This window comes from Paracoccus sp. (in: a-proteobacteria) (assembly GCF_035556475.1).
Lineage (GTDB): Bacteria > Pseudomonadota > Alphaproteobacteria > Rhodobacterales > Rhodobacteraceae > Paracoccus.
On the sequence record NZ_DATMFA010000019.1, the window covers coordinates 18581 to 37683 of the forward strand.

Sequence of the window (19103 nt, forward strand, 5' to 3'; positions counted from 1 at the left end):
AACACCCGTAGGGTGCCCGCGCGGGAGAACTGCGCCTCCGCCTGACGCATTTCGACAATTCACCCGTCGCAAGCCCGCCTTGCCGGATCGGGGGCGAAGATCCACTCTCGGTCCCGAGAGTCGCAAAAGGTCCGCCCATGTCCGCAAATCCCGCATCCCGCAGCACCGGCCGCTATTCGGTTTTTGCCATCGCTCGTGAGGCGATGCGGCTGCATACCGGCTGGAAACGCGCATGGGCCAGCCCCGAGCCGAAGCAGAAATATCAGGTCGTCATCGTCGGGGCAGGCGGGCACGGCCTTGCGACGGCCTATTACCTTGGCAAGAATTTCGGCATCACCGATGTCGCGATCATCGAGAAGGGCTGGCTGGGTGGCGGCAATACCGGGCGGAACACTACGATCATCCGCTCGAACTATCTGCAGGATCCTTCGGCCGCGATCTATGACAAGGCGCTGAAGCTTTACGAGAACCTGTCGCAGGATCTGAACTATAACGTGATGTTCAGCCCGCGCGGCCTGCTGATGCTGGCCCAGACCGAGCATGAGATCCGGGGCTACAAGCGCACGGTCTACGCCAACCAGCTGCAGAATGTCGCGACCGAGTGGGTCACGCCCCAGCGCATCAAGGAGATGCTGCCGATCATCAATATCGAGGGGCCGCGCTATCCGGTCCTCGGTGGCCTTTATCAGGAACGCGGCGGCACGGCGCGCCATGATGCCGTGGCCTGGGGCTATGCGCGGGCGTGCAGCGCCATGGGCATGCACATCATCCAGAATTGCGAAGTCACCGGGGTCGAGACCGAGGGCGGCAAGGTCCGCGCGGTGAATACCGGCAAGGGCCGCATCGAATGCGAGAAGCTCGCCCTGGTCGTCGCGGGCCATTCCTCGGTCCTCGCGGAAAAGGCGGGCTTCCGGTTGCCGATCGAATCACTGGCGCTGCAGGCGCTGGTCAGCGAGCCGATCAAGCCCTGCTGCGATCTGGTGATCATGGCGAACACCGTCCACGGCTATCTGTCGCAATCCGACAAGGGCGAGATGGTGATTGGCGGCGGCACCGACGGCTTCAACAATTACTCGCAGCGCGGTTCCTGGCAGCATGTCGAGGAGACCGTCCGCGCCCTGATCGAGACCTTCCCGATGCTGTCGCGGCTGAAGATGCTGCGGCAATGGGGCGGGATCGTCGACATGACCGGCGACCGCTCTCCCATCCTGTCGACGACGCCCGTTGGTAACATCTTCGTCAATTGCGGCTGGGGCACGGGCGGTTTCAAGGCCATTCCGGGCTCTGGCTGGGCCATGGCCGAACTCGTGGCGAACGGCGCACCCGGCCCGCTCGCGGCCGAGTTCGGGCTGAACCGGTTCAGGGAAGGCCGCTTCATCGACGAAAGCGTGGCGGCGGGGGTCGCCCATTGATGGCGGGCCCCTGCTTGGCGCTGGGCTGCGGGGGCAGGATTTCGCCCATCGCGGAGGCCGCGGAAAAATGCTGAAATTTCAATGGAACTCTTTCGGCCATAACGCATTGGTGGTTCACGTCACCATGACCAAGGAGTTTTCTTCATGGCCGAACAGAACAAGGGCAACCTCTGGCTCATCATCGGCGCGATCGTCGTCGTGCTGGCCGTCATCTACTGGTACATGTCGTCCGGCACACCCGAGCCGACAGCCCCGGCAGAGGCACCTGCTGCGACCACTCCCGCCCCGGCACCGACAGATGGCGCGGTCAGCGTCGAGCCTGCCGCGCCGGCCGCACCTGCCGACGAGCCTGCTGCTCCGGCAACCGAGCCTGCCCCGGCCACGCCGGCCCCTGCCGGCACCACCCCGCCCGCGAACTGAGGCGGGCGGCGCGACTGATGCCGCGCGCAATCTGACAATCCGGGGGGCGGCTCGCCCCTCGGAAGTTGCCCCATTCTGGCGGAGCCGCCTGAAGGCGTGCGCCCCCGGCGTGGATTTGGCGGCGCGCCAGAGTCCCGGCGCATGGCCCGAACCGGCGGCAATGCCGGTGCCGGGGCGTTTTTCCCGTTTTTCCGATGACCTGACGAACGGCGCCGCCGCCCCCTGTGGCCGTGCAGGCGCGCCCGTCGCCCATATCCCCACAAACCAGACGACAACCGCCGGGCTGACCGCCGCGGCGCTTGCCTGCATGCGCGCTCTGCCGCTCAAGGAGTTCAGATGCTGACCCTGACCTGTCCCTATTGCGGCATCTCCGCCGAAGAGACCGAACTTCATGCAGGCGGAGAGGCGCATTTGAAACGCTTCGGACCCGGTTCCAGCGACGAGGATTTCGAGAGCTATCTTTTCGCGCGCAAGAACCCCAAGGGCGTGCATTTCGAACGCTGGCGCCATGCCTATGGCTGTGGGAAATGGTTTCTTGCCGCACGCTGCACGATCACGCTGGAGGTGTTCGGCACCTACAAGGCGCAAAATCCCCATCCCACGCCCGAGATCGTCGACGCGATCCGCGCCCGCCGTCCCGACTGGACCCCGGACTGGCTGCCCGCGCAGACCTCCGACACCACCGCAACCTCGCCCGCCGAAAGCCTGACCGAATGAGCGATACCGGACCCTTCCGCCTTTCCTCCGGCGGCCGACTGATCGACCGCGCCTATCAGCTTCCCTTCCGCTTCGACGGGCGGCAGTTCCGCGGGCTCAGCGGCGACACGCTGGCCTCGGCGCTGCTGGCGAATGGCCAGCTGATGATGGGGCGTTCCTTCAAGTATCACCGCCCGCGCGGCCCCTTGGCCTCGGGTGCGGAGGAGCCGAATGCCCTGCTGGGCCTCGGGCAGGGCGGCAGGTTCGAGCCGAACCAGCGCGCCACCACCACCGCTCTGGTGGGCGGCATGGTCACGACCAGCCAGAACTGCTGGCCCAGCCTCGAGGTGGATGTCGGCGCGGTCAACAACTGGCTCTACCGCTTCCTGCCGGCGGGCTTCTATTACAAGACCTTCATCCACCCGCGTTCGTTCTGGAAACATGTGTTCGAGCCGGTGATCCGCCGCTCGGCCGGGTTGGGCAAGGCCCCGCATCAGGCCGACCCGGACAGCTATGAGCAAGCCTATGCCCATGCCGATCTGGTCGTGGTGGGCGGCGGTATCGCCGGGCTGACCGCCGCGCGCGACGCCGCGCGGCAGGGCAAGTCGGTCACGGTGCTGGAGCAGAACCCGCATTGGGGTGGCCGCACCCCCACCGATCACGCGGACGGGCAGTCCCGCATCGACGCGCTGCTGGCCGAGCTTCGCGCCCTGCCGAACGTCACCCTGCGCCGCAATACGATGGCGACCGGGCTTTACGACCACGGCTATCTGATCGCGCGCGAGGCGCTGGCCGATCACGACCCGAATGCCGACCTGCCGCGCCAGCGCCTTTGGCGCATCCGGGCGGGGCATGTGATCGTCGCCACGGGCGCGCTGGAACGGCCGCTGAGCTTTGCGGGCAATGACGTTCCCGGCGTGATGCTGGCCTCGGCCGTGCGCGATTTCATCCGCGATTACGGCGTCGCGCCGGGACGCCGGATCATCCTCGTCACCAATAACGACGACGCCTATCGCACGGCGCTTGCCGCGCTGGATGCGGGGCTTGAGGTGCCGGCGGTGATCGACGCGCGGCCCACGGTCTTGGGGGCGCTGCCCGAGGCGGCGCGGGCGCGCGGCATCCGCGTCCTGCCGGCAAGCGCCATTGCCGGGATCAAGGGGCATCGCAGGGTCGAGGGGGTCAAGCTTTGCTCGCATGTGGGCGAGGGCCGGGTGTCCGAGGTGATCGAGGCCGATTGCGTCGCCATGTCCGGCGGCTGGTCCCCTGTCGTCCATCTGTGGAGCCATTGCGGCGGCAAGCTGAACTGGATCGACGCGCAGGCGATGTTCGTGCCCGACACGGCCCGGCCCCCGACCGGCGCGGATGGCAAGGCCATGGCGACGCCCGTGGGCGCGGCGGCGGGCGACCTGCTGGTCGGCGCGGCGGCCGAGCAGCCTTTGATGCCGGTCTGGGTCATGCCGATCAACGCCACGCGGGCGATGAAATTCAAGATGTGGCTCGACTTCCAGAACGACGTGAAGGTCTCGGATGTCGAACTGGCCGCGCAGGAAGGTTACGCCAGCGTCGAGCATACCAAGCGCTACACGACGCTGGGCATGGCGACAGATCAGGGCAAGGTCAGCAATATCAACGGCCTTGCGGTGCTGTCGCAGGCGCTGAAGCAGCCGATCCCGCAGACCGGAACGACCACCTTCCGCCCGCCCTATACGCCCCTGACGCTGGGCACGATCGCGGCCGAGGCACGGGGGGCGCTGTTCCAGCCCCTGCGCAAGACCCAGATGCATGGCTGGCACGAGGCGCATGGCGCCCATTGGGAGCCGGTCGGCCATTGGCGCCGCCCCTATTGCTATCCGCAGGCGGGCGAGAGCCATGCCGATGCGGTGGCGCGCGAGGTTCGCGCGGTGCGCGATGGCGTCGGCACGCTCGATGCCTCGACGCTGGGCAAGATCATCGTCAAGGGGCCGGATGCCGGCCGCTTCCTCGACATGATCTATACCGGGATGATGTCGAGGCTGCCCGTGGGCAAGTGCCGCTATGGCCTGATCTGCAACGAGAACGGCTTTCTGACAGATGACGGCGTGACCGCGCGGCTCGATGAGGACACATGGCTCGTCCATACCACGACCGGCGGCGCCGACCGGATCCATGCCCATATGGAGGACTGGCTGCAATGCGAATGGTGGGACTGGAAGGTCTGGACCGCCAACGTGACCGAACAATGGGCGCAGGTCGCCGTCGTCGGACCGAAAGCGCGTGTGCTGCTGGAGCGGCTGGGCGGCATGGACCTGTCGCCCGAGGCGCTGCCCTTCATGGGCTGGGCCGAGGGCGAGATCGGCGGCATCCCCACCCGGATCTATCGTATCAGCTTCTCGGGCGAGCTGTCCTTTGAACTGGCGGTGCCGGCGAAGCGCGGCCTTGAGCTGTGGGAAAGGCTGCATGAGGCTGGCCGAGACCTGGGGATCACCGCCTACGGCACCGAGGCGATGCATGTCATGCGCGCCGAAAAGGGCTTCATCATGATCGGGGATGAGACCGATGGCACGGTGATCCCGCAGGATCTGGGCCTCGGCTGGGCGATCAGCAAGAAGAAAACCGACTATATCGGCAAGCGCGCGCAGGAGCGCAGCTTCATGGCCTCGCCCGACCGCTGGAAGCTGGTCGGCCTTGAAAGCCTCGACGGGCGGATGCTGCCGGACGGGGTCTATGCCGTGGCCGAGGGCGTGAACGGCAATGGCCAGCGGAACATGCAGGGGCGGGTGACCTCGACCTATATCTCGCCGACGCTGAACCGGCCGATCGCCATGGGTCTGGTCCGGCACGGACCGGACCGCATGGGCGAGGTGCTGGAATTCCCCGTCGCCGGGCAGGAAAGCTACAAGGCGCGGATCGTCGATCCGGTCTTCTACGACAAGGAAGGGAGCCGGGCGAATGGCTGAGGCGCTGGCGAAGATCACCGAGACGGCGGGGCTGGGCATGATCCAGATCCGTGCCGATCTGGATGGAACGGGCGCGGCCATCGCGGAGGCTGTGGGGCTGGCGCTGCCCGGCCCCGGCATGACCACGACGCAGGGCGCCCGCAGGCTTTGCTGGATGTCGCCGGACGAGTTGCTGCTGGTCCTGCCCGAGGGCGAGGTCGCGGAGAGCATGGCGGCCCTGACCTCGGCGCTCGGGTCGGAACATGCGCTTGTCGTGGACGTCAGCGACATGCGCGTCGCCTTCGCGATCGAAGGGGCGGGGGCCGGTCAGGTGCTTATGAAGCTTTGCCCTGCCGACATCGCGGCCATACCCGTGGACGGGATGCGGCGGACGCGGGCGGCGCAGGTCGCCTGCGGCATCTGGCGCGAAAGCGAGGGCTTCGGGCTGATCGGCTTCCGCTCGGTCGCGGATTATCTGCGCGGTATCCTCTCGGGCGCGGCGCGACCCGGCACGACGCTCGATCCGCGCTGAGCCAGTTTGCACTTGCCGCGGCGCGCCGGTTTCCTATGGATAGGGCACGATCCCGCTGGAACTGCCGATGCGCCGCCTGAACCTTGCCCTTTCGCTTCTCGCATTTGCCCTCGCGGCCCCGGCCTTCGCGCAGGAGCCGCCGTCGAGGCCGCCTTTGCATGTGATGATGTGCGAGCTGGTCGATGAGAGCGGGACCGGCTGGGTGCCGGAATTCCTGATGTTCACCCGGCAGGATTCGGGCCCCCATACCGGCCGGATCGAGGTCTTTGACCCGATCCTGAAGGATCTGGTCCGCCGCCCGATCGAAGCGGTCATCACCGCCGACGACGCCCGCCAGCGCGGCTATGGCTGGGCGCTGGGCGGGGTCCGCAATAAATCCCGCCAATATGCCGAGCGGGTGGACTTTCGCCTGACGGTCAGCAAGACTGACGGCCGCGCCGAGATGATCGTGACCGCGAAAGGATACCAGAACGTCATGCGGGGGCACGGCCATTGCGCCTCTCCGCCACAATGAGCGCGTGGAACCCTGGGATGCGGTCACGCGTTGCGCAGCCTGACGCCGCCGCCGCGCATCGGGGCTTTCCCCCGCCTTGCGGCTGTGCCAGAACCCTGTTCCGAACCCCTTGGAAAGGAAATCGAAATGGCCTTCACCCTTCCCGATCTTCCCTATGCCCATGATGCACTTGCTGCCGGTGGCATGTCGAAAGAGACCCTCGAATTTCACCATGACAAGCACCACAAGGCCTATGTCGACAAGCTGAACGAGCTGGTCGCCGGCACCGAGTGGGAAGGCAAGAGCCTTGAGGACATCGTCAAGGGCACCTACCAGTCGGGCGCCGTGGCGCAGAACGGCATCTTCAACAACGCCAGCCAGCACTGGAACCACGCCCAGTTCTGGGAAATGATGGGTCCGAATCCGGGCGCCATTCCGGGCGCGCTGGAAAAGGCGATCACCGAATCCTTCGGCTCGGTCGACAAGTTCAAGCAGGACTTCGCGGCTGCCGGCGTTGGCCAGTTCGGCTCGGGCTGGGCATGGCTCGTCAAGGACGCGGACGGCTCGCTGAAGATCACCAAGACCGAGAACGGCGTGAACCCGCTCTGCTTCGGCCAGACCGCGCTCCTGGGCTGCGACGTGTGGGAGCATAGCTACTACATCGACTTCCGCAACGCCCGCCCGAAATACCTCGAGAACTTCCTCGACAAGCTGGTGAACTGGGAAAACGTGGCCTCGCGCCTCTGATCCCCGTTGCAGATGGAACCGGGCCCGCCATTCTGGCGGGCCTTTTCCGTTCGGGGCGGGCGTTTTGCGCTTGTCGCCGTTCCGGGCCGGGTTCATGTCAGGGCGGCTGTGAAAAGGAGACCCGTGGATGAGCGAGCAGGGCAAGGGCTTCTGGGCCATGATCGCGGTCTGCGTGATCTGGGGCTTCGCGCCGATCTTCTATCACGCGATTTCCGGTGTCCCGGTCATGGAGGTGCTTGCGCATCGCACGCTGTGGTCGCTGGTCCTGTTCCTCGGGATCCTTGGCGTGCAGGGGCGTCTGGGAGAGTTGCGGGCGGCGCTGACCGGCCCGGCATTCTGGCGTCTGCTGTTCGCGGCGGTCACGATCTCGTTGAACTGGGGGCTGTTCATCTGGGCGGTGCAAAGCGGACATGTCGTCCAAAGCTCGCTGGGCTATTACATCTTTCCGCTGGTCGCGGTGGTCATGGGCGTTCTGGTCTTTGGCGAGCGGCTGAGCCTCGCGCAGGGCGCTGCGGTGGCGCTTGCCGCACTCGCGGTCTTGGTCCTGACCTGGGGGCTGGGTGTCGCGCCCTGGATCAGCCTGGGGCTGGCGATCAGCTTCGGTCTTTACGGCGTGGTGAAAAAGGCCCTGCCGATGGGTCCGGTCCTGTCCGTCGCCTGCGAGGTCGCGATTCTCTCGCCCCTCGCGCTCATCTGGCTGGTGCTGCAGGGGACCGGGCTTCTTCCGGCCGGAATGCTCCAGCCGATCGGGATCGGCCGCGACTGGGAAACCACGGTGCTGCTGGTCCTGTCGGGTGTGATCACCGCCGTTCCGCTGATCCTTTTCAGCTATGCGACCCGACGGATCAGCATGGCGACGGTGGGGTTGATGCAATATCTGAACCCCACGTTGCAATTTTTCTGCGCGGTCGCCCTGTTTGGCGAGACCTTCACCATCTGGCACATGATCGCCTTCGCGATGATCTGGACTGCGCTCGCCATCTATTCCGGTTCGGCGGTTTTTGGCAGCCGGATCGGGACGCACAGGGGTTCGTGAAGCAGCCCGGCATTGGCAAATGCGGGCAAGCCCGTATAAAACAGCGCGAAAGCATACGGGGACGATATGGCCAACCAGAACGACAGCTTCATCGACGAGGTCACTGACGACCTGCGCCGCGACCGTTTGTTCGCGGCCTTTCGCCGCTTTGGCTGGATCGCGATTGCCCTGATCCTTGCCATGGTTGGCTGGTCGGTCTGGCGGGAATACAGCGCAAACCAGGCCGAGGCGAAAGCCCGCGCCTGGGGTGACGCGGTGCTGGCCGCGCAGGATTCGCCCGAGCGCGCCACCGCCTTTGCGGCAATCGATGCCAACGGATCGTCCGGGCGCAAGCTTCTGGCCGAGATGCTGGCCGCCGGGGCCGAGGCCGAGGCCGGCCTGACCCAGCAGGCGTCCGAGCGGCTGCTCGCGGCGGCAGAGGCCGGTTCCGACGACATGCTGCTTCATGACCTCGCGCTCCTGAAGGCGGTGATGGTCGCGGGGCCGGGCATGGATGCGGCCAAGCGCGACGGCATCCTGTCGCAACTGTCGAAGCCCGGCGCGCCCTTTGAGCTGTTGGCGCTGGAACAGAAGGCCGTGGCCCTGATCGGCGCGGGCCGGACCGAGGACGCGACCATGCTGATCCGCCAGATCCAGCAGAAGGACGGGCTTTCCGAGCCATTGCGCCGCCGGCTGGGCGAGGTGATGATCACACTTGGTGCCGATCCCGACGAGGCGCAGGGACCGGGGCCGCAAACGATGCCGATCGCGCCCTCGGAATGATCCGGCGCGGCTGCCGGGAATGTGTTCACGACCAAGACCAAGATGCGGTGCATCAGCCGCAATGAGGAGACAGCGATGACGAGGTTGCCCCTGCTCGCCGCTTTGGCGGGTCTCACGGCCCTGACGGCCTGTGGCCAACGGGACAAGGCCCTGCCCGGAGAGCGGCTGGACCCGAGGGCAGTGCTTTCGGCCGATGGCCCCGCTGTCATGGGCCAGCCCGGCCCGACCACCACGGCTCTGTCGCTGCCTGCGATGCGCGCGAATGCCGACTGGCCGCAGCGTGCGGGCAGCGCCAGCCACGCATCGGGCAATATGGCGCTTGGCGCGGGGACCAACCGGGTCTGGTCGGCCCCGATCGGGTCCGCCTCGGACCGCCGGCACCGGATCACCGCCGATCCGGTCGTGGCGGGGGGCATCGTCTATACGCTCGACAGCCTCTCGACGGTCACGGCCACCACCACCGGCGGCGGCCGGGTCTGGAGCACCGGCCTGCGCCCCGCGCGGGAATCGGGGGACAGCGTCTCGGGCGGCGGGCTCGCCTATGAGGGCGGCCGCGTCTTTGCCACCACCGGCTATGGCGAGCTTGTCGCGCTGGACGCGCGGACTGGCGGCGTCGCCTGGCGCCAGCGGGTCAACGCGCCGATCTCGGGCTCGCCCACCGTGGCTAATGGCATCGTCTATGTGGTCGGCCGCGATGCCTCTGGCTGGGCGGTGCGCGCCAGCGACGGCAAGGTGATGTGGCGCGTCTTTGGCAATGACGGCATGGCGGGCGTGATGGGCGGCGGTGCGCCGGCAGTCGCTGGCGGCACGGTCGTCTTCCCCTATTCCACCGGCCAGCTTGTCGGGGTCGATACCAGCAACGGCGCCCAGCGTTGGGCCGCGGATGTCGCAGGCTCGCGCCTTGGCCGCTCGATCTCGCTCTTCCGGGAAATGACGGGCGATCCGGTGATCGTCGGCAGCACGGTCTATTCGGGCACCAGCTCGGGCCGCGTCGGTGCCTATGACCTTGAGAGCGGGCTGATGAAATGGGAAGCGCCGGAAGGAGCCTCCAGCCCGGTCCTTGTCGCCGGGAACTCGGTCTTCCTCGTGAACGATCAGGCCCAGCTCCTGCGGCTCGACGCCGCGAATGGCGGGCGGGTCTGGGCGCAAAAGCTGCCCTATTTCACCAAGCAGATCGTGAGGAAGCAGGGTAAGGTCTGGAATCACTACGGGCCGGTGCTTGCCGGAAACCGGCTTTACCTTGCCGGCTCGGACGGCTATCTGCGCGTCTTCGATCCCGCATCGGGTGCTCTGATCGGCCAGGCCGAGATTCCGGGCGGCGCCGCTGCGGCCCCGGCCGTCGCAGGCCAGACCCTTTACGTCGTCACCCATGACGGCCAGCTGATTGCATTTAGATGAGCTTCACCCTCGCCATCGTCGGACGACCGAATGTCGGCAAGTCCACGCTTTTCAACCGCCTCGTCGGGAAACGGCTGGCGCTGGTCGATGACCAGCCCGGCGTGACGCGCGACCTGCGCGAGGGGCAGGGAAGGCTGGGCGACCTGCGCTTCATCGTGGTCGATTCGGCCGGTCTCGAGATTGCCGAGGATGACAGCCTTCAGGGCCGGATGCGTCGCCTGACCGAGCGCGCCGTGGACGAGGCGGATGTCTGCCTCTTCGTGATCGACGCGCGCGTGGGCGTGACCGCGGCGGATGAATATTTCGCCGAGATCCTGCGCCGCCGCGCCAAGCATGTCATCCTTGCCGCCAACAAGGCCGAGGGCCGCGCGGGCGAGGCAGGCGCGATGGAGGCCTATGCGCTGGGGCTGGGCGAGCCGCTGCGCATCTCGGCCGAGCATGGCGAAGGGATGGACGATCTTTATCGCGCGCTCGTCCCGCTTGCCGAGGAGTTCGAGGCGCAGAACGTCCAGCAGGCGCCGGAAACCGATGTCGATGTCTCCGAGGATGGCGATGAGGACGAGGAGGATTGGCGTCCCTCGGCCCGCAAGCCGCTGCAGATCGCGGTGATCGGCCGTCCGAATGCCGGGAAATCGACCCTCATCAACAAGATTCTGGGTGAGGATCGCCTGCTGACCGGCCCCGAGGCCGGGATCACCCGCGATTCGATCAGTGTCTCGACCGAGTTCATGGGCACGCCGATCCGCATTTTCGACACAGCCGGGATGCGCAAGAAGGCGCGCGTGACCGACAAGGTCGAGAAGCTCTCGGTCGCGGACGGGCTGCGGGCCGTGCGCTTTGCCGAGGTGGTCGTGGTGCTGCTCGATGTGGGCATTCCCTTCGAGCAGCAGGATCTGCGCATCGCCGATTTCGCCGAGACCGAGGGCCGTGCCGTGGTCATCGCCGCGAACAAATGGGATCTCGAGGAAGAGAAACCCCAGAAGCTGAACGAATTGCGCGAGGCGTTCGAGCGCCTGCTGCCGCAATTGAAGGGTGCGCCGCTGGTCACGGTTTCGGCGCGCACCGGCAAGGGCCTCGACCGGCTGCACAATGCGGTCCTGAAGGCGCATGAGGTCTGGAACCGCCGCATCTCGACCGCGCGGCTGAACCAGTGGCTTTCCGCCATGACCGAGGCGCATCCGCCGCCCGCGCCGGGCGGCCGCCGCATCCGGCTGCGCTATATGACGCAGGTGAAAACCCGGCCACCGGCCTTCGTGGTGATGGCGACCCATACCGACAAGCTGCCCGACAGCTATGCGCGATATCTGGTCAATGGGCTCAGGGCGGATTTCGACATGCCCGGCACGCCGATTCGCCTGACCTTCCGCGATCAGGGCACCAAGAACCCCTATCGGGACAAGGCGAACAAGATCAACCAGTCCGGCGCGCTCTCCAAGCACCGGGTCCGGCAGAAGCCCAAGGGCACCTGACCCGGCTCAGGTGGTGACGCGCACCAGTGCGAAGGCGATGATGGCGATGCCCAGCACGGCCATCATCGACAGCGCCGCCTGTGTGGCGACCGCGCCTGCCGCCAGCCCGATCATGCCCCAGATCACCGCGATGCCATAGCTGATCGTCCGCCCCAGCCTCAGCTGGACGCTGACCGCGGCGAGTGCCGCCATGGTGACGCCGATCACCGCCGCGACCCGTTCGGGGATCCCGAATTGCCCATGCAGCAGGGTCGCGACAAGGGCGCAGCCCGCCAGCGTCGCCCAGCCCGCCGCGAAGCCCAGCGAGGCGCTGATGCGTCGGTCGGGGGAGGGCGGCACCCCGGCCAGTGCCTCGCCGACAAATCCCACCACCATCACCGCGCCCAAGAGGAAGGCTCCACCCGGCTGGGGGGCAAGCAGCCAGGGCCAGATCGCGCCTGCGATCAACCCGATGACCAGCGCGCCATGATGGTCACCGGACCAGCGGCGGGGGAGGGGCGTCGCGGCTGACGGGTCTTTGCGCGATGCGAAGATCTGGCTCGCGGCGTGATAGATCAGCGCAAGCCAGGTCGCGACCAGCAGCGCCAGCATTGCAGGCACGCGCGGGCGCATGAATTGCGCGACCATGTCCGGCACCGCCGGGGCTGCGCCCGTGATCGCGTCTAGCCCCATGCCGGGCAGCGCCATCTCGATCGTCGGGGGGGCGGGGACCGGCTGCAGCGCATAGCCCGACGTGCTGGCGACAAAGGCCAGTGTCGCCAGCATGAGGATAAGCGTGCCTGCGGGTCTCATGCTGCCGAACGCGGAGCATGTGAAAGCGGTTTCCGGCGGAGGGGCGATTTCTCGCCCCCTCGCGAAGGATCAGGCCAGCGTGCCGTCCGCCTGAAGCCGCGTCTTGCCGCGCAGATAGGGATGCAGCGCCGCGGGCAATTCGACCGAGCCATCGGCCTGCTGGCCGTTCTCCAGAACCGCGATCAGCGTGCGGCCCACGGCGAGGCCGGAGCCGTTCAGCGTATGGACAAATTCCGGCTTGCCGCCAGCTTCCGGGCGGAAACGGGCATTCATCCGCCGGGCCTGGAAGTCGCCGCAATAACTGACCGAGGAAATCTCGCGATACTTGCCCTGTCCGGGCAGCCAGACCTCGAGGTCATGGGTGATGCGCGCGCCAAAGCCCATGTCACCGCCGCAAAGGACGATGGTGCGATAGGGCAGGCCCAGCCGCTCCAGCACGGTCTCGGCGCAGCGGGTCATGCGGGCGTGTTCAGACATGCCCTCGGCCGGCGCGACGATCGAGACCATCTCGACCTTCTCGAACTGGTGCTGGCGCAGCATCCCGGCGGTGTCGCGCCCCGCGCTGCCCGCCTCGGAGCGGAAGCACTGGCTGTGGGCGACCATGCGGCGAGGCAGGCTGGCCTCGTCGACCAGATCGCCATGGACGGTGTTCGTCAGCGTCACCTCGGCAGTGGGGATCAGCCAGAAGCCCTCGCGGGTCTGATAGCTGTCCTCGCCGAATTTCGGCAATTGCCCGGTGCCCTCCATCATCTCGGAGAGAACCAGAACCGGAGTCCATGTCTCGGTCAGGCCGTGTTCCTCGGTGTGCAGGTCCAGCATGAACTGTGCCAGCGCCCGGTGGATGCGCGCGACGCCCTTTTGCAGCAGCACGAAACGCGCGCCCGAAAGCTTCGCCGCGGTCTCGAAATCCATGCCGGGGCGGACGCCCTCGATCTCGAAATGCTCGACCGGGGTGAAGTCGAAATTGCGCGGATCGCCCCAGCGCCGGATCTCGACATTGTCGTCCTCGTCCTTGCCGGGAGGGACGCCTTCGACGGGCAGGTTCGGAATGCCCATCAGCATGTCGCGCAACTGGGCGTCCAGAGCGGCGGCTTCGGCCTGAAGGCGCGCCGTCTCCTCCTTCTTGGCGGTGACGAGGGCGCGCAGCCGCTCGAACTCGGCCTCGTCGCCGCGACCCTTGGCGGCACCGGCTTCCTTGCTGGCCTTGTTCTGCTCGGCCTGCGCCGCCTCGGCCGCGCTGATACGGGAACGACGGTCGGCATCCAGCGACAGGATCTCGGGCGAGAGGGGGGGCAGGTTGCGCAGGCCAAGGGCTGCGTCAAAGGCTGCGGGATTCTCGCGAATGGCGCGGATGTCATGCATGGCTGGCCGGTTCCTCGGATTGTCTACCGAAGTTTCAATAACCCAAGCCCGGCCCGGACGAAAGCCGGGGCGCGCGTGGTTCAGCCCCAGTGGCGCGCCTCGTCCAGCATGTCGCGCAGGACGGGAAAGAACCGTTCCGCGCCGGGATAGCCTTCAAAGCGCGTGACCTCCTGCCCATCGAGCAGCAGGATGAAGCCGGGGGTCAGCCACGGCATCCGGTCCAGCGCCAGCCCGTCGGGGAAGGGGCCGTCTATATCAACCATCAGCAGTGGCGCCGCCCGGCCTTCGGGGTGGCTGGCATAGATCGGGCCAATCTCACGGTCCCATTGCGCGCAATAGACACAGCCCTTGCGGCGCACCATCATCAGCCGAGTGTCGCGCCCACGGGCAAGGGCGCCCTTTGCCGAAAGCGACAGCCCAAGCGCCAGTCCCATGACATGGCGGCGGTTCGGCAATCTGGCTTCCCGTTTCATGGCGAAACCCTAGCCCGGCCCCGGGCGATGGACAAGCGCAAGCGTTTACATGGACTTCATGTGCAAATATCCAGTCGGGGGCGCGTTTCGCCGCGCCCGCATCCGTTACCGGCCCGAGGATCCCATGGACGAGTTGACCGAGCCTCTGCTTCGCGGCGACCGCCGCGCGCTGTCCCGCGCGATCACCCTGATCGAGAGCACCCGCTCCGACCACCGCGCCCGCGCCCGCCGGCTACTGGCGGAACTGCCGCCGCGTCAGGCGCTGCGCATCGGTCTTTCGGGAACGCCGGGCGTCGGCAAGTCGAGCTTTATCGAGGCCTTCGGCAAGATGCTGACGGCAAAGGGGCTGAAGGTCGGGGTGCTGGCCGTCGATCCCAGCTCCTCGCGCTCGGGCGGGTCGATCCTTGGCGACAAGACCCGGATGGAGACGCTGGCCCGCGATCCCCTGGCCTTCATCCGCCCCTCGCCCTCGCGCGCGGAACTGGGCGGCGTCGCGCGACGCACGCGCGAGACGGTGCGGCTTTGCGAGGCGGCGGGCTTCGACATCGTCCTGATCGAGACGGTGGGCGTCGGCCAGTCCGAAACCCTCGTGGCCGAGATGTCGGACCTGTTCGTGCTGCTGCTGGCCCCCGCCGGCGGGGATGAGCTGCAAGGCGTCAAGCGCGGGATCATGGAGATTGCCGACCTGATCCTTGTCAACAAGGCGGATGGCGAGCTGCGCGGCAATGCGCTGCGCACGGTCGCCGATTACGCGGGCGCCCTGCGCCTTCTGCGCAAGCGGCCGCAGGATCCCGAGGGATATCCGCGCGCCCTGCCGGTCTCGGCCCTGACGGGCGACGGGCTGGAGGAGGCATGGGGCCACATGACCCATCTGGCCGACTGGCGGCGCGAAACCGGGCATCTGGAGGCCCGCCGGGCCGAGCAGGCGCGGCAATGGTTCCTGTCCGAGGTCCGGTCTGGCCTGCTTGCCCGCCTCGACCGGCCCGAGGTCCGCAAGCGGCTGGGCGAGGCCGGGAATGCGGTGGCGCGGGGCGAGGCCGAGCCCGACGCGGCCGCGGCATTGGTGCTGGACTGGCTGCAAGGGGCGAATCGCCCCGGCGAAGCCTAACGCTCGGGTCGTCAGGACGCTGGGTCAGGCGAGGATTTCATGGCCCTCAGCCCCGGAACCGGGGCGTGCGGGCAGGAAAGACGGGCGAAAAGGCTTGACGCGCCCCGCCCAAGCCCGTATTTCCCCGCAACAGATTTCCGGGCGCTGCCACGCGGCGCCCTTTCATATTGCGGGCGACCGCACCATCGAATCGAAGGAACAGATCATGTCGCGCGTTTGCGAACTGACCGGCAAGGGCCCGATGAGCGGCAACAACGTCTCCCACGCCAACAACAAGACCCGTCGTCGGTTTCTGCCGAACCTGAACGAGGTCTCGCTGATCTCCGACAAGCTGGGCCGTAGCTACCAGCTGCGCATCTCGGCTGCTGCCCTGCGCTCGGTCGACCACCGTGGCGGTCTGGACGCGTTCCTGGCGAAAGCCCGTGACGAAGAGCTGTCGGACCGCGCCCTCAAGATCAAGCGCGAGCTGGCCAAGGCCTGATCGTCACCGCTTTTCCAAGGGCCGATCGATTCGCGGCCCAAGGAGAAGATGGCTCCGGCCCCGCCCGATCAGGCGGGGCTTTGTCATGTGCGGTATCGGGATTTTCGCGGCTCAGCCACCCGCGGCGACAGGCTTGCGGGCCTCGGTCTCGGCGATCAGGGCCTCGACGCTTGGCCCCAATGCCTCGACGATCAGCGCGACGCCCGCCTCCGAGGCATGGACCTGATCGGGTTGCAGGACGGTTGCCAACTCACGCTCGGGCAGGGTGAAGAACGGCTCGTAGAGGTTTTCCAGCAGCAAGGCCCGGTGCTTCCGGGCAAGGCGCGGCCAGATCTCGGCCCAGGCGCGGCCCTGCGCCTCGTTCCGCTCGCGCCCGGCGATGCCGACCAGCAGGGCGGGCAGGTTCCGGTCCCCGATCCGCGACAGGATCACGTCGAGATTGCGTTCCGCCCGGCGCGGGGAAACGCCGGACAGAAGGTCATTGCCGCCAAGTTCGACGATGACCGCATCGGGCTGGCCCCGCCGGATCGTCGCGTCGATCCGGGCTGCGCCATCGGCCGTGGTATCCCCCGATGCGCCCCCGTTCAGCACCAGCACGTCATACCCCCTCGCGTCCAGCCAATGCTGAAGCTGCGGCACCAGCCCCACCTCGGGGGCAAGGCCGTAGCCCTCGGTCAGGCTGTCGCCGAAGGCGAGGATGCGCATCGGCTCTGCCACGGCCCCGAAGGGGGCAGCGGCAAGGGCCAGGCTGAGCAAGAGGGGGCGTAGGGTCATCTGAAACCTCGTAACCGCAGGGCATTGGTAACCACAAAGACCGAAGACAGCGCCATGGCGCCCGCCGCCAGCATAGGCGAAAGCTGCGGGCCGCCAAAGGGAACCAGAAGCCCCATGGCCACGGGAATGAGCGCGGCGTTATAGGCGAAGGCCCAGAACAGGTTCTGCCGGATATTCGCCATGACGGCCCGCGACAGGCGCAATGCGCGCGGGACGCCCTGCGGATCGCCGCCAGCCAGCACCACCTCGGCCGATTCGATGGCGACATCGGTGCCGGTGCCGATCGCGATTCCGGTGCGCGCGGCGGCAAGCGCCGGGGCGTCGTTGATCCCGTCGCCGACAAAGACCGTGTTCCCGCCCATCTGCCGGATGGCCTGAAGCTTGCCTTCGGGCAGCACGCCCGCGATCACGCGGTCGATGCCCAGCCTGCCGCCAACCGCCTTGGCCGTGGCCTCGACATCGCCGGTGATCATTGCCGTTCGGACGCCCAGCCCGTGCAATTCCCGGATCGCGGCCGCCGCCTCGGGTCGCACGGGATCGGCGAGGGCGAGGGCGGCGCGATGCGTGCCGTCAATGGCCAGATGCACCGGGGTCGCGCCACTCTCGGCCCAGCCATCGGCCTCGGCCAGCAGCGCAGCGTCGGGGGTGATCCCGGCCTCCTGCAGGGCGGCGGCATTGCCGATCAGCAGGTTCTTCCCCTCGACCTCGGCCGAGAGGCCGCGGCCGATCGCGGCGGTGACGTTGCGGGCTTCAGGCAGATCCAGCCCCGCCTCCTGCGCCGCGGCGACTATGGCCGCGCCAAGCGGATGCTCCGAGCGCGCCTCGGCCGCGGCGGCCAGCAGCAGCGCCTCGTCCCGCGCGATGCCGGCGGTCGCAACCCCGGTCAAGGCCGGTTTCCCGAGGGTCAGCGTGCCGGTCTTGTCGAAGGCCACCACCTCGGCTTCGGCGAGATGCTGCAATGCGTCCCCGCGCCGGAACAGGATCCCCAGTTCCGCGCCGCGCCCGGTGCCGACCATGATCGAGACCGGGACGGCAAGGCCCATGGCGCAGGGGCAGGCGATGATCAGGACCGAGATCCCGGCGATCAGCGCATGAGTGATCGACCCTGTCGCGATCATCCAGATCGCGAAGGCCAGAATCGCGAGCCCGATCACCACCGGGACGAAAACCGCCGTGATCCGGTCGACCAGCGCCTGCACGGGCAGTTTCGCGGATTGCGCCTCCTCGACCATGCGGATGATGCGGGCAAGGACCGTGTCCTCTCCCGTCGCGGTGACGCGGTAGCGCAGCGCCGAATTGCCGTTCACGGTGCCGCCGGTCAGCGGGTCGCCGACGCGCTTGACGACGGGCAGGGGCTCGCCGGTCAGCATCGCCTCATCGACCGCGCCTTCGCCCTCGACCAACTCACCATCCAGTGCCACCCGCTCGCCGGGGCGCAGGCGCAGGATGTCGCCGGCCCGGATCTCGGCCACCGGAAGCTCGACCGCCTTGCCGTCCCGCTCGACCTCGGCCGTCGCCGGGGCCAGTTCGATCAGCCGCCGGATGGCAGCGCCGGCGCGGCCGCGGGCGCGGGCCTCCAGCCAGCGGCCCAGCAGGATCAGCGTCACGATGACCGCCGCTGCCTCGAAATAGACATGGCGCGCCTCGACCGGCAGCAGGGTGGGCGCGATGGTCGCGACGGTTGAATAAAGCCATGCGGCCCCGGCCCCCAGCGCGACGAGGCTGTTCATCTCGGGCCGGCCATGCCAGAGCGCGGGCAGGCCGACGCGGAAGAACACGCGGCCCGGCCAGACCAGCACGATCGTGGTCAGCACCAGTTCCGCAAGCCACAGCCCGCGCTCGCCCATCAGGGCGTAAAGCTGGTGATGCAAAGCGGGGAACAGGTGTCCACCCATCTCGGCCAGAAAGACCGGCAGGGTCAGGATCAGCGCGATCAGGAAGTTGCGGCCGACATCAGGGGCATCGGCCTCATGCACATGGCCGCCGGCATGGGCGCCATGCGCCATCGGCAGCCGGGCAGGATAGCCCGCCTTCGTCACGGCATCGGCAAGGCTCTGCGCCTCGACCGAGGGCGCGTGCACGACGACCGCCGCGCCCGTCGCGAGGTTCACGCTGGCCGAGGCGACGCCGGGAACCGCGCGGAGCGTCTTTTCGATCCGGCCCACGCAGGAGGCGCAGGACATGCCCTGAACCTCAAGCCGGGTTTCCAGATCTGCCGCCGGATAGCCCGCCT

General features: G+C 67.6%; 18 protein-coding genes. 13 read left to right on the plus strand and 5 right to left on the minus strand.

Features of this window, described 5'->3' with window-relative positions:
- Positions 1-137 precede the first annotated feature (137 nt).
- The 11 genes from VNQ78_RS02445 (at position 138) to der (ending at position 11880) form a co-directional block, all read left to right on the plus strand.
- On the plus strand, positions 138-1412 hold the full coding sequence (locus VNQ78_RS02445; RefSeq protein WP_325686218.1) for a sarcosine oxidase subunit beta family protein: 1275 nt from the start codon (positions 138-140) through the stop codon (positions 1410-1412).
- A 144-nt stretch (positions 1413-1556) separates the two neighbouring features.
- Positions 1557-1832, plus strand: a complete 276-nt coding sequence (locus tag VNQ78_RS02450; RefSeq protein WP_325686220.1) for a hypothetical protein — start codon at positions 1557-1559, stop codon at positions 1830-1832.
- Positions 1833-2168: 336 nt separating this feature from the next.
- Positions 2169-2549, plus strand: a complete 381-nt coding sequence (locus VNQ78_RS02455; RefSeq protein ID WP_325686222.1) for a sarcosine oxidase subunit delta — start codon at positions 2169-2171, stop codon at positions 2547-2549.
- The gene (locus VNQ78_RS02460; RefSeq protein WP_325686224.1) at positions 2546-5464 is read left to right on the plus strand and encodes a sarcosine oxidase subunit alpha family protein; all 2919 of its coding nucleotides are present in this window, start codon (positions 2546-2548) and stop codon (positions 5462-5464) included. Before VNQ78_RS02455 ends, VNQ78_RS02460 begins: the two co-directional genes overlap by 4 nt.
- Positions 5457-5975: a sarcosine oxidase subunit gamma gene (locus tag VNQ78_RS02465; RefSeq protein ID WP_325686226.1), complete on the plus strand. Its 519-nt coding sequence runs from the start codon at positions 5457-5459 to the stop codon at positions 5973-5975. Before VNQ78_RS02460 ends, VNQ78_RS02465 begins: the two co-directional genes overlap by 8 nt.
- 67 nt (positions 5976-6042) lie before the next feature.
- Positions 6043-6489 (plus strand): hypothetical protein, encoded by a 447-nt coding sequence (locus VNQ78_RS02470; RefSeq protein WP_325686228.1) that lies wholly within the window; start codon positions 6043-6045, stop codon positions 6487-6489.
- A 126-nt stretch (positions 6490-6615) separates the two neighbouring features.
- Positions 6616-7215: a superoxide dismutase gene (locus VNQ78_RS02475; RefSeq protein ID WP_325686230.1), complete on the plus strand. Its 600-nt coding sequence runs from the start codon at positions 6616-6618 to the stop codon at positions 7213-7215.
- Positions 7216-7342: 127 nt separating this feature from the next.
- A complete protein-coding gene (rarD, locus tag VNQ78_RS02480) occupies positions 7343-8251 on the plus strand; it encodes an EamA family transporter RarD (RefSeq protein WP_325686234.1) in 909 nt (302 codons plus the stop codon).
- Positions 8252-8317: 66 nt separating this feature from the next.
- Positions 8318-9013, plus strand: a complete 696-nt coding sequence (locus VNQ78_RS02485) for a tetratricopeptide repeat protein (RefSeq protein ID WP_325686236.1) — start codon at positions 8318-8320, stop codon at positions 9011-9013.
- Between the two features lie 75 nt (positions 9014-9088).
- Positions 9089-10411: a PQQ-binding-like beta-propeller repeat protein gene (locus VNQ78_RS02490; RefSeq protein ID WP_325686238.1), complete on the plus strand. Its 1323-nt coding sequence runs from the start codon at positions 9089-9091 to the stop codon at positions 10409-10411.
- A complete protein-coding gene (gene der / locus VNQ78_RS02495; RefSeq protein ID WP_325686240.1) occupies positions 10408-11880 on the plus strand; it encodes a ribosome biogenesis GTPase Der in 1473 nt (490 codons plus the stop codon). The genes VNQ78_RS02490 and der overlap by 4 nt, the downstream gene beginning before the upstream one ends.
- A 6-nt stretch (positions 11881-11886) precedes the next feature.
- On the opposite strand, the gene VNQ78_RS02500 is transcribed toward der, so the two are convergent.
- From VNQ78_RS02500 to VNQ78_RS02510, 3 genes are all read right to left on the minus strand, one after another.
- A complete protein-coding gene (locus VNQ78_RS02500) occupies positions 11887-12645 on the minus strand; it encodes a hypothetical protein (protein ID WP_325686243.1) in 759 nt (252 codons plus the stop codon).
- A gap of 96 nt (positions 12646-12741) precedes the next feature.
- Positions 12742-14034 carry a serine--tRNA ligase gene (gene serS / locus VNQ78_RS02505; protein WP_325686245.1) on the minus strand — a complete coding sequence of 431 codons (1293 nt, stop codon included), beginning with the start codon at positions 14032-14034 and terminating at the stop codon, positions 12742-12744.
- Between the two features lie 80 nt (positions 14035-14114).
- A complete protein-coding gene (locus VNQ78_RS02510; RefSeq protein ID WP_325686247.1) occupies positions 14115-14507 on the minus strand; it encodes a SoxS protein in 393 nt (130 codons plus the stop codon).
- A 124-nt stretch (positions 14508-14631) separates the two neighbouring features.
- On the opposite strand from VNQ78_RS02510, the gene meaB reads away from it, so the two are divergent.
- Positions 14632-15615: a methylmalonyl Co-A mutase-associated GTPase MeaB gene (gene meaB, locus VNQ78_RS02515; RefSeq protein ID WP_325686255.1), complete on the plus strand. Its 984-nt coding sequence runs from the start codon at positions 14632-14634 to the stop codon at positions 15613-15615.
- Positions 15616-15820: 205 nt separating this feature from the next.
- Positions 15821-16096, plus strand: coding sequence for a 50S ribosomal protein L28 (gene rpmB / locus VNQ78_RS02520; protein WP_325686257.1), 276 nt, complete (start codon positions 15821-15823; stop codon positions 16094-16096).
- A 111-nt stretch (positions 16097-16207) separates the two neighbouring features.
- Here the strand turns inward: rpmB and VNQ78_RS02525 are convergent, their stop codons facing one another.
- Together VNQ78_RS02525 and VNQ78_RS02530 are read right to left on the minus strand one after the other, a co-directional pair.
- The gene (locus tag VNQ78_RS02525) at positions 16208-16870 is read right to left on the minus strand and encodes an arylesterase (protein WP_325686249.1); all 663 of its coding nucleotides are present in this window, start codon (positions 16868-16870) and stop codon (positions 16208-16210) included.
- The coding region (locus tag VNQ78_RS02530; RefSeq protein ID WP_325686251.1) for a heavy metal translocating P-type ATPase at positions 16867-19103 on the minus strand (2237 nt) is incomplete at its 5' end. The genes VNQ78_RS02530 and VNQ78_RS02525, both read right to left, overlap by 4 nt.